Source organism: Segatella copri, from assembly GCF_019249795.2.
GTDB lineage: Bacteria > Bacteroidota > Bacteroidia > Bacteroidales > Bacteroidaceae > Prevotella > Prevotella copri_B.
Genome location: NZ_CP156891.1, coordinates 2,082,501 through 2,098,341 on the forward strand (window position 1 = coordinate 2,082,501; position 15,841 = coordinate 2,098,341).

Sequence of the window (15,841 nt, forward strand, 5' to 3'; positions counted from 1 at the left end):
CTTATCACGTCCTTCATCGCCTCCGTGAGCCTAGGCATCCGCCATACGCCCTTTCTTACTTTCTTTACGACTGTATTCTTGTTACTCGTTTCCGAATAACGAATAAGTAGCTCATACTTTCAGCTGTATTCTAACAAAGTGAAATCTCATCTTGCGATTTGATTTACTTTAGTCTGAATAAAGTTCATTACTTACAATTTTGCTTGTGTCAATATGTCAAAGATCTTCTTGCCTTAAAAGGCATGGTGGAGAATAACGGATTCGAACCGTTGACCCCCTGCTTGCAAAGCAGGTGCTCTAGCCAACTGAGCTAATCCCCCAAATCGAGAAGTAAAGAATGAATCAAAGTTGAACTTTGATTACACATTGGCTGCGCCGATGTGTAGTCCCAGGCAGATTTGAACTGCCGACCTCCACATTATCAGTGTGGCGCTCTAACCAACTGAGCTATAGGACTGTGTTGGTAAAGAGTAGCATCTCTGCCGAACATTCTCTATCTCTTATTTAATTAAACAGATGGTGCGTACAAGAAGAGAAGCGAACTTTTTAAGTCATGTTCCTAAATCTTCTATAGGAAATTCGTCTCTCCAGAAAGGAGGTGTTCCAGCCGCACCTTCCGGTACGGCTACCTTGTTACGACTTAGCCCCAATTACCAGTTTCGCCCTAGGCCGCTCCTTACGGTCACGGACTTTAGGCGCCCCCGGCTTTCATGGCTTGACGGGCGGTGTGTACAAGGCCCGGGAACGTATTCACCGCGCCATGGCTGATGCGCGATTACTAGCGAATCCAGCTTCGTGGGGTCGGGTTGCAGACCCCAGTCCGAACTGAGACAGGCTTTAAGGATTTGATCCATTTTGCAAGGGACCGTCTCTCTGTACCTGCCATTGTAACACGTGTGTAGCCCCGGACGTAAGGGCCGTGCTGATTTGACGTCATCCCCACCTTCCTCACACCTTACGGTGGCAGTGTCCCCAGAGTGCCCAGCTTCACCTGATGGCAACTAAGGAGAGGGGTTGCGCTCGTTATGGCACTTAAGCCGACACCTCACGGCACGAGCTGACGACAACCATGCAGCACCTTCACAGAGGCCCCGAAGGGCGTCATTGTCTCCAAATCCTTCCTCTGCAATTCAAGCCCGGGTAAGGTTCCTCGCGTATCATCGAATTAAACCACATGTTCCTCCGCTTGTGCGGGCCCCCGTCAATTCCTTTGAGTTTCACCGTTGCCGGCGTACTCCCCAGGTGGGATGCTTAATGCTTTCGCTTGGCCGCTGACCTATTCAGACCAACAGCGGGCATCCATCGTTTACCGTGCGGACTACCAGGGTATCTAATCCTGTTCGATACCCGCACTTTCGAGCTTCAGCGTCAGTTGCGCTCCAGTGAGCTGCCTTCGCAATCGGAGTTCTTCGTGATATCTAAGCATTTCACCGCTACACCACGAATTCCGCCCACTTTGTGCGTACTCAAGGAAACCAGTTCGCGCTGCAGTGCAGACGTTGAGCGTCTACATTTCACAACACGCTTAATCTCCGGCCTACGCTCCCTTTAAACCCAATAAATCCGGATAACGCCCGGACCTTCCGTATTACCGCGGCTGCTGGCACGGAATTAGCCGGTCCTTATTCATAAGGTACATGCAAAAAGTCTCACGAGACTCACTTTATTCCCTTATAAAAGCAGTTTACAACCCATAGGGCCGTCATCCTGCACGCTACTTGGCTGGTTCAGACTCTCGTCCATTGACCAATATTCCTCACTGCTGCCTCCCGTAGGAGTTTGGACCGTGTCTCAGTTCCAATGTGGGGGACCTTCCTCTCAGAACCCCTACTGATCGTTGCCTTGGTGGGCCGTTACCCCGCCAACAAGCTAATCAGACGCATCCCCATCCATCACCGATAAATCTTTAATCTCTTTCAGATGTCTTCTAGAGATATCATTGGGTATTAGTCTTACTTTCGCAAGGTTATCCCCAAGTGGTGGGCAGGTTGGATACGCGTTACTCACCCGTGCGCCGGTCGACGCCCACCGAAAGCAAGCTTTCGATGTCGTTTCCCCTCGACTTGCATGTGTTAAGCCTGTAGCTAGCGTTCATCCTGAGCCAGGATCAAACTCTCCATTGTAAAATATCATTTTTACCTAGCCTTGCGGCTTGGTTTGTTTGTTGTCTGTACTTAGGACGAATATCCTTTTCGTTTATTGAAGCTTAGTAAACCTGACTTGTCAATTGCTTGACGGTTCGTTTCTTTTACCCAGTTTCTTCATATCCCTATATATAATAAGGTGTAATCCAAAACCGCTTCTTGTACTACTTGTCTGTTTATATAAAATCTTTCAAAGAACTCTTTCTTTAGTTGCTAAGAGAAGTTGTATTTCTCAAAAGCGAGTGCAAAAGTACAAACATTTTCCGAAACCACCAAACATTTTCCGAAAAAAGTTTTGAAATTAACGGTATTTTAACACTTTCATCTTATTTTGCACTTATTTTGGTACCAAACACTTTATTATATACATACACGCGCTCATATCTGCGTGTGGGCACACATGCATGCGCATATACATAATGGTACCAGAAAACTATTCTGCCTCCAAATAGAGAACACGAGACGACCAGTCGTTCTTCTTACCCCAGTCTACCTCATGAACATACGGCATTTCCAAGCCATGTTCCATAAGATACTTACCAGAGTAAGATTTTCCCTCACAATCAAGAGGCTTGTTATCAATTACATCAAGTTCTTTTACCTTATACATCTTATTCTCATCCAGACCAGCCATCTTAACTCTTGGCAAATGAACATTATAGAAGTTTACCAATTTCCACCAATAGAAGACAGCCTTGTCTTTTGCTTCACTAACATACATAATAGAAGACAAGCCCTGATTATCGTACGGAGAAACCAAACGATAAAGGTCGCCAAACTGAACAACAGGACGAATCTCCTTGTATTCAGAGATAGCCTTTCGGCAGAGAGCCTTCTCCTCATCCGTCATATTCTTTGGCTGGATTTCCATTCCAAGACGTCCGCTCATAGCTACATCAATACGATACTTCAAAGAAGTAGTGCGGAATACGGTATGGTTTGGCACAGCAGAGATATGACTTGCCATGGCGATGGCTGGGAAGAAATAGCTGGTTCCATACTGCATATAAATACGCTGCATGGCATCCGTATTATCACTTACCCAAAACTCATCAAAACCACGGAGCATGCCCCAATTGGCACGGCCACCGCCACTTGCGCAACATTGAATCACCACATCCTTATACTTAGCACGAATACGGTCGATAACCTTCGCAAATCCCTGATGATAAGCAATGTAGAGATGACTCTGTTCAGCTGCAGACAAGTATTGGCTGCCATGATTCATAATAGGCATATTGGCATCCCACTTAATGTAGGCTATATCTGGATATTTAGTAAGTAAATTGTCTACTACGCCGAAAACAAAGTCTTGTACTTTTGGATTTGAGAGATCGAGCACCAGCTGTGTACCGCCACGTCCCAGAACAGCATCTCGCTTAGGAGCCTTGATAACCCAATCAGGATGCTTCTCATAGAGCATACTGGTAGTATTGGTCATTTCCGGTTCGATCCAGATACCAAACTTTACCTGGTTTTTCCTGGCATCGTTCAGCAAGCCTTCAATGCCATTAGGAAGTTTCTTGGTATCAACCACCCAGTCACCGAGTGCACAGTTATCAGTAACACGAGGATATTTGGTTCCGAACCATCCATCATCCATTACGAAGAGTTCACCACCCATACTATGGATATCAGCCATCATCTGGTCCATTCCCTTTTGGTTGATGTCGAAATAAACACCTTCCCAAGAGTTGAGCAAGATATCACGCTCCTTATCTCCATGTGCCAAGATATATTTGCGCCCCCATTTATGGAAGTTTCTACTTGCACCGCTCAAGCCCTGTGTTGAATAGGTCAAAGCGAGTGCTGGAGTTTTGAAAGTCTCACCTTTCTTAAGATGATATTCAGAGTTCTGTTCGTTAATACCGGCAAAAAAATAATGATATTCGGTATCATCGGTAACCGTCTTCAGCTTATAGTTTCCGCTATAAACCAAGGCTGCACCAATAACATTACCCGCATTTTCCTGTCCTTTACCATCGAGCGAGAACATGACTTCAGCATGATCGGTATGCGAATTGCGGGTACCATCATTGTTTCGGATTACAAATTCTCCTGGCTGCAGTTTTTCATGACTCAACTGTCCCTCAGCAGCCCAAGTACCGGAAAGATGACTCATCCAAACATCTCCGCGACGGATAGGAAGCATAGCCGATGCAAAGGTAGTCAGGGTAACAGTACCCTTTTCACCATTCAGAATCTCGGTCCATGCCTCAATCATATCAACATCATTGTATGCACGATACTTCAAATCTACCTTTATATTATATACAGGATCTTTCAGATGAACGGTCGTAACAGAAGCTTTTCCTTCGTTCTTCACATCACAGCCCGTAGCCACGAGTGCAGTTGAAAGATTGCCATCACTATGACGCATGGCAAGCGCCGCTTCAGCTGGAGTATTCAGTCCGTAAGCCGGATAAGCATCCATACGGCCATCAGTAGCGACCTTCAGATTCTGCAAATCGTTAGGATTCAACTTAGTACCGAAATAGAGATACTGGGCAGGCTTTCCATTCTCAACATCGAGAATGAGCGACATACCCTTTGTATTTACAGATACTTTTTCTGCCATCGCCGGAAGTGCGACAGTCATCAATATAAGTGCAATTGATTTTAACTTCATATTACCTTTCTAAGTTATTAGTTGCGTTTACAATTTCTATTTTGTGAGAGATGATTTCTCATTTTCACATCGCAAAAATATAAAAAAATCCAATACACTCCAATATTTTTTTGATTTATTTTTCGAAGAAAGCAGAAAAGGACAAACAATCAGCAAATAAAGCAAAGAAAACACTCCCGAAATCGAAAGAATTCCTAAAAGATAGTCCACTTTAAGAAATTCTTAGTATCTTTGCAATGTTATAGCTGATAACGATTTAGGTATAGTGGCTTGAATGTCCTATTTCTCAAAATCAGCAGAATGTGTAACGAAAAGATATATAGAGATATGAAACTAAAGATACATTTCAGCCATAAAGAAGAACTTTGGAACTCATGGTCGCATGCAGGAGGTATCCTGATGGGCTTTGTCGTGGGAGCCATCTTCTTATATTGGTGCTTTACGATGCATAACGGATGGGCTACGGCGGGAGTTATCCTCTATCTGTTCGGTATGCTGATGTCTTACATCGCCTCAACGGTTTACCATGCTGTTTCTGCCTGGAGCAAATGGAAGGAGCGACTGCGCAAATGGGACCATGCCGCCATCTACTGGCATATTGCCGGTTCTTACTCGCCAATCACGCTCATTGCGATGCGAGACCAGGGATATTGGGGATGGAGTCTTTTTATCTTTATCTGGGCTTGCGCCATTGCCGGAACCATCATGAGTTTTGCCAGACTCAAGGATCACAGCAACCTGGAGACCATCTGCTTTGTAGGCATGGGATTGTCGGTACTGGTTGCCTTTAAACCTTTGATAGACTCCGTATCCACCGCCACAGTCTGGTGGATTATTGCCGAAGGCGTCTGCTACATTACGGGCGCCGTATTCTACAGTATCAACAAGAAGAAATACATGCATTCCGTGTTCCATTTTTTCGTTTTAGCTGGTAGTATCTGCCACATCATTGCAGTTTGGGATATTCTCATGAAATATATCTAAACGACTTAATAAAAAGCATCAAGGCATCGGGAAGTTTTTGCTTTCCTTTTTATAAAGTTCTATATTACAAGACATTCATATCATACTCTTCTTATAATATAATAAGGTGGAATTGTTAACAATACGTTAAAGTATAAAAATAATTGCCCAAAAGTTTGGAAGTTATCGCAGAAAAGCATACCTTTGCAGTGTTCTATTGAAGTAGTACACTAAAACATTAAAGATTATGATACAGATTAAAGACATTGATTTCAGATACCCAGGTAGCAAGCACCTTGTATTTAGAGATTTCTCTTTGGAACTCAAGGAGAACAACATTTATGGCTTGCTCGGTAAGAATGGTACAGGCAAGAGCACCCTGCTCTACCTCATCAGCGGATTGCTCCGCCAGCAACAAGGTACCATTCTCGTGGATGGCATTTCGGCACAAGATCGCAGAGCCGAGATGCTGAAGGACATCTTCATGGTGCCCGAAGAGTTTGAACTGCCCAACGTTTCCCTCGCCACCTACGTGAAGATGAACCAGGGATTCTATCCAAACTTCTCGCAGGAAGTGCTGGACCGTTGCCTCAAGGATTTTGATTTACCACTCTCTCTCAAGTTGAACGAACTCTCGATGGGACAGAAGAAGAAGGTATTCATGAGTTTCGCACTCGCCACGGGTACCCGCTTTCTTCTGATGGACGAGCCAACCAATGGTCTCGACATCCCATCGAAGAGCCAGTTCCGTAAGGTCATCGCCAACAACATGACGGAAGACCGCACCCTCATCATCTCAACGCATCAGGTGCACGATGTAGAGTCGCTGCTCGACCACATCATCATCATGAACCAGAGCCAGCTTCTGCTCGACACTTCGGTTTCAGACATCTGCGAGAAATACACCTTCGAATACCGCAACCCACAGGAAATGGACGATACCGTGCTCTACGCCGAGCCAACCCTGCAGGGTAATGCCGCCATCTGCAAGCGACAGGAGGGTGAGCAGGAAACACAGATGAACCTGGAGTTGCTCTTCAATGCAGTAATTAATGGAAAATTAAACGATTAAAAATTAGACGATTATGAAAAAGAATCTCGATTTAAATAGATTAGGAATGGTTATCCGTTGGGATGTATTAAACAACTGGACCTATAATTTGGGAATCATTGCAGGACTCGCCATCTGTTTTTCAATTGCAAACATCATCCGGCTTTACAGAATTAGTGGCTTTATTGCAGCATCCCATGAACTAGATGCCATGACCGACAGTTATAAGGAATCCGCATATATGTTCTTTGGATTCATTTCTTTTATGGTCATTTACGTATTGGCATCTTGCATCTTCAGAAATATGAAGACCAAGTTACAGCGCGAAAGTTTCCTGATGATTCCTGCCACTAACCTGGAAAAATATGTGGCTCGATACCTGGTTGTTACCGTTGGTGGTCTTGTGACTTTGCTAGGAGCCTTGGTCATTTCAGATATTATCCAGCTCATCTTTAGCTTTTTCATCACTCCAGGCTTCCATATCAGCCTTACATGGCCAGTACTCAGCCACACCATTTTTGCCCTTTCACCAATAGACAATTCTTGGCAAACAATTCTGGCAGTCTACTCCTTCCTGATATTTGCCCATTCCTTCGCAACCCTGGGAGGAGCCTTCTACCGTAAGTTTCCTGTGCTTCTGACAGCATGTACGGGATTGGCACTTTGTCTGATTTTGGGTTATATTATCAACGAACTGGGTGAAGCCGGATGGCTTGATTTCGTAGGAACCTTGCACATCGAAGAGGGTTCTTCTGCTCAATATTGTGCTGTATTCACCTCGTCTGCAGTATTTCTTGCTTTGGCTGCCTTCAACTATTGGGCATCCTACAAGCTCTTCACCCGCATGCAGGTTATCTGCAACAAGTGGATCAACATCTAAGAATTAAAATTTGAAGATTGTGAATTTCAGTAATGATAAAGCAATATACGTACAGATAGCCGAGCGATTGAGCGATGAGATTCTGGCGGGCAAGTACAAGGAAGACGAACGAATACCGAGCGTCAGGGAATACGCCGTGCTGCTGGAGGTAAATGCCAACACAGCCGTGAAGGCATACGATCTGCTTGCCACCGATGAGATTATCTACAACAAGCGAGGCCTGGGCTATTTTGTTTCCGCAGGAGCCAAGAAGCAGATCAAGAAAACCCGCAAAAAGGAGTTTATGAAAGAAAGACTCCCGGAACTCGCCCGACAAATGCAGCTTCTCGACATCTCCATCGATGAAGTGAAGGAAGAGTTGGAGAAGAATCTCAAAAAGATAAAGATATGATGACACTATTCATCCTCAAATATATATTTATAGCTTCTGTCTTTGCCTTATATATAATAAGGTGTATGTAATAACGTTTTAAAAAAGAGTTACGCTTGCAACTTTCTGAAAGTTGCAAGCGTCTAATGGTTTAAATTGATATCCATAAAACGAAAGTAATATGTCATTAATTCATCTAAAAGACGTCAATAAGACCTACCAGGGTGCTCAGCCACTCCATGTGCTGAAGGGCATCGACCTCGACATCGAACGTGGCGAGTTCGTCAGCATCATGGGTGCTTCCGGCTCGGGAAAATCCACCTTATTAAATATATTGGGTATTCTCGACAACTACGATACGGGCGAATACCGACTCAATGATGTGCTCATCAAAGGCCTCTCGGAAACCCGTGCTGCCGAATACCGCAACAAGATGATAGGCTTCATCTTCCAGTCGTTCAACCTCATCTCGTTCAAGACAGCGGTGGAAAACGTGGAACTTCCACTCTTCTACCAGGGCGTGAGCCGCAAGAAGCGCCACGAACTGGCAATGGAATATCTCGAAAAACTGGGCTTGAAGCAATGGGCCAACCATTATCCTAACGAGATGTCGGGAGGACAGAAGCAGCGTGTAGCCATCGCCCGTGCCCTCATCACCAAACCCGAAATCATCCTTGCCGATGAGCCTACCGGAGCCCTAGACTCCAAAACGAGCGTGGAAGTGATGGACCTGTTGAAGGAACTGCACCAGAAAGAGGGAATGACCATCGTGGTGGTAACCCACGAAAGCGGTGTTGCCAACGAGACCGATAAGGTTATCCATATCAAGGACGGACTCATCGGAAGCATCGAAGACAACAGAGACCATCATCTCGTATCGAAAGACTACGTGAAATAACTTTGAACTTGGAACATGAGAGAATTAATCAAAGAAATATGGAGCACGTCGAAGCGCAACAAACTCCGCACTTCGCTCACGGGATTTGCCGTTGCCTGGGGAATCTTCATGCTGATATTCCTGCTGGGCGCCGGCAACGGACTGATTAATGCCCAGTTGCAGCAAAGCACCCGATTCCTTGCCAACTCCATGCGAGTATTCCCGGGCGAAACCTCCAAGGCTTACAAGGGACTGAAGGAAGGCAGAAGCATCACGCTCAACGACAAGGATATCCTCATCAGCAACAAGACCTACGGCCAGTACGTGGATGATGTGGGTGGAAGACTGGAACAGTATAACGTGAACATCAACTATGGTGATAATTATGTGGCAAGCCAGTCATTGGTGGGTGTGGCTCCTACACATCCCAAAATCGACAAGACGGAGCTGATTGCCGGACGATTCATCAACGAAATCGATATGAAGGAGCAGCGCAAGAATGTAGTGCTGAGCCGAAGCCAGGCCAAGGAACTCTGCAAAGACTACCGTTCGCTGGTGGGCAAGAACGTAAAGATCAGCAACCTCAACTTCCAGGTGGTGGGAATCTACAAGGATGATGAATCGCGCAATAATACCGAAGCCTTCATCGCCTACTCCACCATAAAGACCATCTACGCCAAGGGCGATGATGCGGGAAGTCTAGAGTTTACCATCAAGAACCTGAAGACCAAGGAAGATAACGAGAAGTTTGAGAAGAACTACCGCGCCAGCATCAACAATAACCATCAGGCAGCACCTGATGACGAGCGAACCATCTGGCTCTGGAACCGATACATGGACAATATCCAGATGAACCAGGGAATCGCCATCATGCAGACGGCCCTCTGGATTGTGGGGCTGTTCACCCTGCTGAGCGGAATCGTGGGCGTAAGCAACATCATGCTCATCACCGTGAAGGAGCGAACCCGAGAGTTTGGCGTAAGAAAAGCCATCGGAGCCAAGCCTTGGTCGATACTGAAACTCATCATTACCGAGAGCATCATCATCACCTCGTTCTTCGGCTACATCGGAATGGTCTGTGGCGTGGCGGCAAACGAAATCATGGATGCAACCATCGGCCACACCACCGTAGATACCGGACTGTTTAAAGCCGCCATGTTTGTGAATCCTACGGTGGGCATCGGCACCTGTATCGGTGCCACCATCACCATCGTCATCGCAGGCACCATCGCCGGACTCATCCCAGCCATCAAGGCTGCAAGAATCCGACCGATAGAGGCGCTGAGAGCAGAGTAATGCAAAATGTTGAATGTTAAGTGTTGAATGTTGAATTCATTCTTGCTTACACATTATTATATATATAGAATAGGCTATGCGATTAGATTTAGATACATATAAAGAGATTCTCGACACCATCACGAGGAACAAGAGCCGCAGTCTGCTTACGGGCTTCGGCGTGTTCTGGGGCGTGTTTATGCTCATCGCCCTGATGGGTGGCGGACAGGGACTGAAGGAGATGCTGCAAAACAACTTCACAGGCTTTGCCACCAACACCGCTATCATCTGGGCGCAGAACACCACCAAACCCTACAAGGGATTCAACAAGGGGCGCTCCTGGCAGATGGAAGAGAAAGACCTGGACAGATTGCGCCACCAGGTGCCCGAACTCGATGTCATTACCCCGCTGCTCTTCGGCGGCAACAAGTCGGTAGTGTTTGGCGACAAGAAATTCAGCGGCAGCACCCAGGGCGTGAATCCCGATTACGCCCAGGTTTCTGCGCCACAGATGTTTTACGGCAGATACATCAACGAGATGGATGTGCGCCAGCAGCGCAAGGTTTGCGTCATCGGCAAACAGATTTACAAGAATCTCTTTCCTGGCGGCGGTGATCCGTGCGGCAAGAGCGTAAGAGTAGACTCTACCTATTATATGGTGATAGGCGTAGATTACCGTTCGGGCAACGGCATCAATTTCGGCGGTCGTGCCGATGAAACCATCACCCTGCCCCAATCGGTTTTGCGCAGCGCTTATAACCGGGGTAAGGCAGTAGACATCATCGCCACCACCGGCAAACCGGGCGTAGTAATGAGCAGCATTGCCCAGCGGATGAGAGAAACCGTAGCAAGAGCCCACAGCATAGACCCTACGGACGAAAAGGGCATTATGGTGTTCAATACCGAAGTTCTCTTCCAGATGCTCGACAACCTGTTCAAGGGCGTCAACTTCCTCATCTGGCTGGTAGGCATCGGCACCCTTCTCGCCGGCGCCATCGGAGTTTCCAATATCATGATGGTAACGGTAAAGGAGCGAACCACCGAGATAGGCATCCGCCGAGCCATCGGAGCCACGCCTAAGATGATACTTTCGCAAATCATCTCCGAGAGTATTCTCCTCACCCTGGTAGCCGGCATGAGCGGCATTCTCTTCGGTGTTGCCATCCTGCAGATGCTGGAAGTAGGAAGTACCACGGATGGCATTCTTACCGCCCACTTCCAGGTAGATTTCTGGACGGCCATCTCTTCTGCCATCCTCATCTGCATTCTCGGCGGCCTAGCCGGACTCGCCCCTGCATGGCGAGCCATGAGCATCAAACCGGTGGATGCGATGAGAGACGAATAAAAGAAAAATAAGATATAAAAGATATGAAAAAGTATTCAAAGTTGATTGTTGCGGCGATAGTCGCCTTGATTTTCATCGGAACCTTCGTGTTCCTTTATGAGAAATCGCAGCCTAAGCCTGTGGAGTATACTGAGTTTACTCCTAAGATGGCTGATGTTTTGAAAACTACCGTCATCACGGGCAAGATTGAGCCTCGCAACGAGGTGAGCGTAAAGCCTCAGATTAGCGGTATCATCACCGAGATTTGCAAAGAAGCGGGTGATTATGTTCAGGCGGGCGAGGTTATCGCCAAGGTAAAGGTGATTCCGGATATGGGACAGCTCAGTTCGGCTCAGGCACGCGTGCGCCTTGCAGAAATCAACCTAAAACAGGCACAGGTGGATTACGGCCGCGAGGAACAGCTTTTCAAGAAACAGCTGGTCAGCGCCGATGAGTTTGATAAGGTAAAGCAGGCGATGAAACAGGCACGCGAGGAGGTTACCGCTGCCGAAGATGCTCTCCAGGTAGTTCGCGATGGTGTAAGCAAGAGCAATGCCAGCGCTTCTTCCACCCTCATCCGTTCTACCATCTCGGGCATTATCCTCGATATTCCTGTCAAGGTGGGTAACTCGGTGATTCTTGCCAACACTTTCAACGATGGTACTACCATCGCCAGTGTAGCCAACATGAACGACCTCATCTTCCGTGGCAATATCGATGAAACCGAAGTGGGAAGTCTCGTTACAGGAATGCCGATGAAGATTACCATCGGAGCCTTGCAGAACCTCAACTTCGAGGCTAACCTGGAGTATATCTCTCCTAAAGCTGTAGAAAACAATGGTGCCAACCAGTTTGAGGTAAAGGCAGCCATCCGTTCTACCAAGGGAGGCAAAATCCGTTCAGGCTACAGCGCCAATGCCGAGATTGTACTGGCAAAGGCTACCCATGTACTCACCGTTCCGGAGAGTGCCATCGAGTTTAGCGGCGATTCTACCTTTGTATATATCATAAAAGGTAGCGGCGAGAAGAAGACTTATGAGCGCAAACAGGTAACTACCGGTTTGAGCGATGGAGTAAATATTGAAATCAAGAAAGGTCTGGGACTCAAGGACAAGGTTCGCGGTCCTCAGGTTATAGCAGAAAATAAGGATGATGACGAATAGTCATCATCCTTATTCTTTTTTATAGGCATCAGATAACTTAGATGTTATCCTTTTCGATATCCTTGAAGTAGCGGTAAGTACCCACCTTCAGTTCATCGCAGGCAATCTCATCACAAACGATGATGCCATGCTGGTGCTGCTGCAGAGCGCTGATGGTCCAAGCCTGAGTAACAGGACCTTCGATGGCAGCCTGCAGGGCGCGCGCCTTGTTATGACCGTTGCAGAGAATCATTACCTCTCGGGCAGCCATCACGGTACCCACACCTACGGTCAGAGCCAGACTAGGTACCTTCTCAGGATCATTATCGAAGAAACGGGAGTTGGCAATCTTGGTGTCTGTAGTGAGCGTCTTTGCTCGTGTGCGGGAGGTAAGAGAAGAGAATGGCTCGTTGAAAGCGATATGGCCATCAGGACCGATACCACCGATAAAGAGGTCGATGCCACCCGCTTCTTCTATCATCTGCTCATAATGACGGCACTCCTCTTCCAGATTCTCGGCATTACCGTTCAGGATATGAATATTCTCCTTAGGGCAGTCGATATGATTGAAGAGATTGGTAGCCATGAAAGAGTGATAGCTCTCAGGATGAGATTCCGGCAAACCTACATATTCATCCATATTGAAAGTGATGACATGCTTGAACGAAACCTTGCCTTCTTTTACCGCCTTTACCAGGTTGGCATACATGCCCTGAGGTGAAGAACCGGTTGGCAAACCCAGAACAAAAGGACGTTCAGCAGTTGGTTGAAATCTGTTAATTGTTTCAATTACATGATCAGCTGCCCACTTTGACAGCTTCTCATAATCTTTTTCGATAATAACACGCATAATCTATTTTTTATTGTTTAGTTGTAAAATTCAGGAAACAAAAATAATAAAAATCTGTTTCATTACCGCTAAAAGATGGCAAAAATTATATTTTTTTACAGTTTGCGGTATCTACTTCTTCATAGCCCTCCTGCTCTACATATTCATCAAAACCGATGCTGATATCAGCGCCATTCTGCTCGAAGAGACGCAGTAATTTCTGCTGCATATCGGGTGCGATGAGGATGGCGCCGCGCTTCGCCTTGCAATAGGTGCTTTCGCTGATATAGGGCGAAAAGTGCCAGAAATGAGGCGTATTGGCAGAAGGTATCGTGCCGAACATGCGGCGGAATCCGCGTGCCATGCGTATGATTTTCTTCTGAAGACGATAGGCGCAGCCCTGCTCGTTGCAGGCTATACGGTCCGGGTTCAGAATACTGAACACCTTCTCCGACTTACGCAACTTCTGATAACGCTCAAAACGAGCACAAAGGTGATGTACCGGGCACGCCTCCTTGAGACATACCGTATCAATGGAATGGATTGAAATATTGTTCATACTCATTACTTTTTTAGTTGGATAAATAATTTTTTCTTCGAAAGATTGAGGGGCTGTTATCGGCAAATAGCCTACTGGCGAACCACAGACAGCCAACTAGCCGCTATGAGAACAGTGGGCTGTTCTAGTCAGACAGCTATCGGAAAAGCCTGAGAAAGAATTTTAAGAAAGGAACTGCGAAAAACTCTTCACTCTTCACCTAACCCCCGGAAATGCCGATAAACAGAGGGGATTCGAGGGGTGAAGAGTTGTTTCTCACTCTTCACCCACTCTTCACCACTCTTCACCCATCTGCCGCTTAGCTATATTTTCAGATTCTTACAAGCAGATAGGCCTGACCCTTCTTGGTATGCTTCATCTTGCAACCCAGGAGTTTGAGCGACTGGCCGATGCGAATTTTGGTGCTCAGATTACTGATCAGCATCGGAAATCTTTCGTGCAGAACCTCGAAAACATCCGAACAGATGAGCCATTCGCCCGTTTCATTATCTTCAGGAACACGGAAGCAGCTCTTCAGCATCGATTCAAAATCATCTACCTTGAAGAAAGGAAGATTGCACTTCTGAATACGATCCACCTCGGCATTGGTAAACCAGTAAGGCGTCTTCTTATGGCAAAGCTCATACATAACTTGTGCATAGAGCTGGTCATAAATGATGGGTGAACCGTTGTCGATATATTCACCTGCCGGAATGTGCAGACAGACGAATCGGCGGCTACCCGTAGGGTCGCAGAGCGGATGCTCATCATTGGTGGTTGCCAGGAAGGAAGCATAACGCGGACGGTCATCCTGACACTTGCCGAAGATAGGGCGCCCGTTCACCTTCACCTTCGAAAGCATCTGCTTCAGCTTGCCCTGCTGCGATGGTCCCATATTCGCAAACTCATCTATGTTGACAAAGAGATTATGAGTGAGCGCCATCTCGGAATCAAACTTATTGGCAAAGTTGATGTGGTCGAGGAAATACTGTCGCAGATAATCCGGCAGCAGGCGATAGGCAAAGGTACTCTTGCCGCAACCCTGCTTGCCGATAAGCACAGGAGTGGTTTCGTTGCCATGAAACATATCCATCTGCAACCAGTGGGCAACAGCCGAACGGAGCCAGGTGGCGCACCATCCCAACTGTTCACTTGTAAGCCCCGGAATCCTGCCAAAGAGTTCAGCCACATGGTTCTTACCATCCCATTCCGGCAGGTTCTCGAGATACTCCCTGATAGGATCAAACTCCGGAACCTCTTCAGAACGTACGAACTCCTCAATATCCTGTCGGGGCGACTTCTTTCCTCCCACACCCAACCGCTTGGCATGACGGACGATGGAATTGAAAGCCTCCGGAGTCAGCACCTTCCAGGTTGAGTCAGAAGATTCCTCCTCTTCCCCACCGATTTCCGGTTCCTCTTCTACGGGCTCCTCAGTTTCGTCCTCATTCTTTGAGAGAGTGAAATACTCGGTTTTACCACTTAGCACATTTCTACGGAAGAGATAATACTCATCGAGAAAACTCTCAACAAGAGAGAGTGCTGAAATTTCGTTTGTCATCTTATCTGATGACGATAAGGTTTTTAAATTTTCCTTCATAATTAATTTTTTTAGTTAATAATAATCATCTTTTTGCCCTTATATATAATAAGGTGAAGAGTGGTGAAGAGTGGGTGAAGAGTTGTCTCTATCTCTTCACCCCTCGAAACCCCTCTGTTTATGGGCATTTCCGGGCTTCAGGTGAAGAGTGAAGAGTTTCAGCTCATTCATGGCTCAGCATTTCGCCGCTCTTTCGTTTTCGATTGCAAAGTTAATACT

12 protein-coding genes, 2 tRNA genes and 2 rRNA genes (1 of these 16 running past the window's edge) are annotated in these 15,841 nt (G+C 46.6%); 8 read left to right on the forward strand and 8 right to left on the reverse strand.

All coding sequences use genetic code 11. The features are described from left to right. The 5 genes from KUA48_RS08810 to KUA48_RS08830 form a co-directional block, all read right to left on the reverse strand. A 23S ribosomal RNA gene (locus KUA48_RS08810) occupies nt 1-65 on the reverse strand (it extends 2,833 nt beyond the left edge of the window). 178 nt (nt 66-243) lie between these two features. Further along, nucleotides 244-320, reverse strand: a tRNA-Ala gene (locus KUA48_RS08815). A gap of 63 nt (nt 321-383) precedes the next feature. Beyond that, nucleotides 384-457 (reverse strand) — tRNA-Ile (locus tag KUA48_RS08820). 134 nt (nt 458-591) lie between these two features. After that, a 16S ribosomal RNA gene (locus KUA48_RS08825) occupies nt 592-2,123 on the reverse strand. The 16S and 23S rRNA genes sit together here with 2 tRNA genes alongside, the layout of an rRNA operon. Before the next feature lie 454 nt (nt 2,124-2,577). Beyond that, a complete protein-coding gene (locus KUA48_RS08830; RefSeq protein WP_203053240.1) occupies nt 2,578-4,773 on the reverse strand; it encodes an alpha-galactosidase in 2,196 nt (731 codons plus the stop codon). A gap of 327 nt (nt 4,774-5,100) precedes the next feature. Between KUA48_RS08830 and KUA48_RS08835 the strand changes: the two genes are divergently transcribed. The 8 genes from KUA48_RS08835 to KUA48_RS08870 all read left to right on the forward strand — a co-directional run bounded on the left by KUA48_RS08835 (nt 5,101) and on the right by KUA48_RS08870 (nt 12,676). Next, on the forward strand, nt 5,101-5,757 hold the full coding sequence (locus KUA48_RS08835) for a hemolysin III family protein (RefSeq protein ID WP_117695654.1): 657 nt from the start codon (nt 5,101-5,103) through the stop codon (nt 5,755-5,757). A gap of 226 nt (nt 5,758-5,983) precedes the next feature. Next, nucleotides 5,984-6,808 (forward strand): ATP-binding cassette domain-containing protein, encoded by an 825-nt coding sequence (locus tag KUA48_RS08840; protein ID WP_022120381.1) that lies wholly within the window; start codon nt 5,984-5,986, stop codon nt 6,806-6,808. A gap of 13 nt (nt 6,809-6,821) precedes the next feature. Further along, on the forward strand, nt 6,822-7,667 hold the full coding sequence (locus tag KUA48_RS08845; protein WP_218433628.1) for a hypothetical protein: 846 nt from the start codon (nt 6,822-6,824) through the stop codon (nt 7,665-7,667). A 19-nt stretch (nt 7,668-7,686) separates the two neighbouring features. Further along, nucleotides 7,687-8,058, forward strand: coding sequence for a GntR family transcriptional regulator (locus KUA48_RS08850; RefSeq protein WP_117695648.1), 372 nt, complete (start codon nt 7,687-7,689; stop codon nt 8,056-8,058). Nucleotides 8,059-8,218: 160 nt separating this feature from the next. After that, a complete protein-coding gene (locus KUA48_RS08855) occupies nt 8,219-8,935 on the forward strand; it encodes an ABC transporter ATP-binding protein (RefSeq protein WP_218433629.1) in 717 nt (238 codons plus the stop codon). A 15-nt stretch (nt 8,936-8,950) separates the two neighbouring features. Next, complete coding sequence (locus tag KUA48_RS08860; protein ID WP_203053232.1) at nt 8,951-10,210, forward strand: ABC transporter permease; 1,260 nt, start codon at nt 8,951-8,953, stop codon at nt 10,208-10,210. Between the two features lie 76 nt (nt 10,211-10,286). Continuing rightward, nucleotides 10,287-11,534, forward strand: coding sequence for an ABC transporter permease (locus KUA48_RS08865; protein ID WP_218433630.1), 1,248 nt, complete (start codon nt 10,287-10,289; stop codon nt 11,532-11,534). A gap of 23 nt (nt 11,535-11,557) precedes the next feature. Then, complete coding sequence (locus KUA48_RS08870; RefSeq protein ID WP_118065457.1) at nt 11,558-12,676, forward strand: efflux RND transporter periplasmic adaptor subunit; 1,119 nt, start codon at nt 11,558-11,560, stop codon at nt 12,674-12,676. A gap of 37 nt (nt 12,677-12,713) precedes the next feature. Here KUA48_RS08870 and nagB read toward each other — a convergent pair whose 3' ends face one another. The 3 genes from nagB to KUA48_RS08885 all read right to left on the reverse strand — a co-directional run bounded on the left by nagB (nt 12,714) and on the right by KUA48_RS08885 (nt 15,622). Continuing rightward, complete coding sequence (gene nagB, locus KUA48_RS08875) at nt 12,714-13,505, reverse strand: glucosamine-6-phosphate deaminase (RefSeq protein ID WP_218433631.1); 792 nt, start codon at nt 13,503-13,505, stop codon at nt 12,714-12,716. A gap of 85 nt (nt 13,506-13,590) precedes the next feature. Further along, a complete protein-coding gene (locus KUA48_RS08880) occupies nt 13,591-14,043 on the reverse strand; it encodes a DUF6078 family protein (RefSeq protein ID WP_118255730.1) in 453 nt (150 codons plus the stop codon). A gap of 310 nt (nt 14,044-14,353) precedes the next feature. Further along, complete coding sequence (locus tag KUA48_RS08885; RefSeq protein WP_218433632.1) at nt 14,354-15,622, reverse strand: VapE domain-containing protein; 1,269 nt, start codon at nt 15,620-15,622, stop codon at nt 14,354-14,356. Nucleotides 15,623-15,841: the final 219 nt, after the last annotated feature.

Coding starts and splice junctions, on each gene's coding strand:
- KUA48_RS08870 (WP_118065457.1), top strand. CDS start 11,558: ATGAAAAAGTATTCAAAGTTGATTGTTGCGGCGATAGTCGCCTTGATT.
- KUA48_RS08835 (WP_117695654.1), top strand. CDS start 5,101: ATGAAACTAAAGATACATTTCAGCCATAAAGAAGAACTTTGGAACTCA.
- KUA48_RS08880 (WP_118255730.1), bottom strand. CDS start 14,043: ATGAACAATATTTCAATCCATTCCATTGATACGGTATGTCTCAAGGAG.
- KUA48_RS08885 (WP_218433632.1), bottom strand. CDS start 15,622: ATGAAGGAAAATTTAAAAACCTTATCGTCATCAGATAAGATGACAAAC.
- KUA48_RS08830 (WP_203053240.1), bottom strand. CDS start 4,773: ATGAAGTTAAAATCAATTGCACTTATATTGATGACTGTCGCACTTCCG.
- KUA48_RS08840 (WP_022120381.1), top strand. CDS start 5,984: ATGATACAGATTAAAGACATTGATTTCAGATACCCAGGTAGCAAGCAC.
- nagB (WP_218433631.1), bottom strand. CDS start 13,505: ATGCGTGTTATTATCGAAAAAGATTATGAGAAGCTGTCAAAGTGGGCA.
- KUA48_RS08860 (WP_203053232.1), top strand. CDS start 8,951: ATGAGAGAATTAATCAAAGAAATATGGAGCACGTCGAAGCGCAACAAA.
- KUA48_RS08845 (WP_218433628.1), top strand. CDS start 6,822: ATGAAAAAGAATCTCGATTTAAATAGATTAGGAATGGTTATCCGTTGG.
- KUA48_RS08865 (WP_218433630.1), top strand. CDS start 10,287: ATGCGATTAGATTTAGATACATATAAAGAGATTCTCGACACCATCACG.
- KUA48_RS08855 (WP_218433629.1), top strand. CDS start 8,219: ATGTCATTAATTCATCTAAAAGACGTCAATAAGACCTACCAGGGTGCT.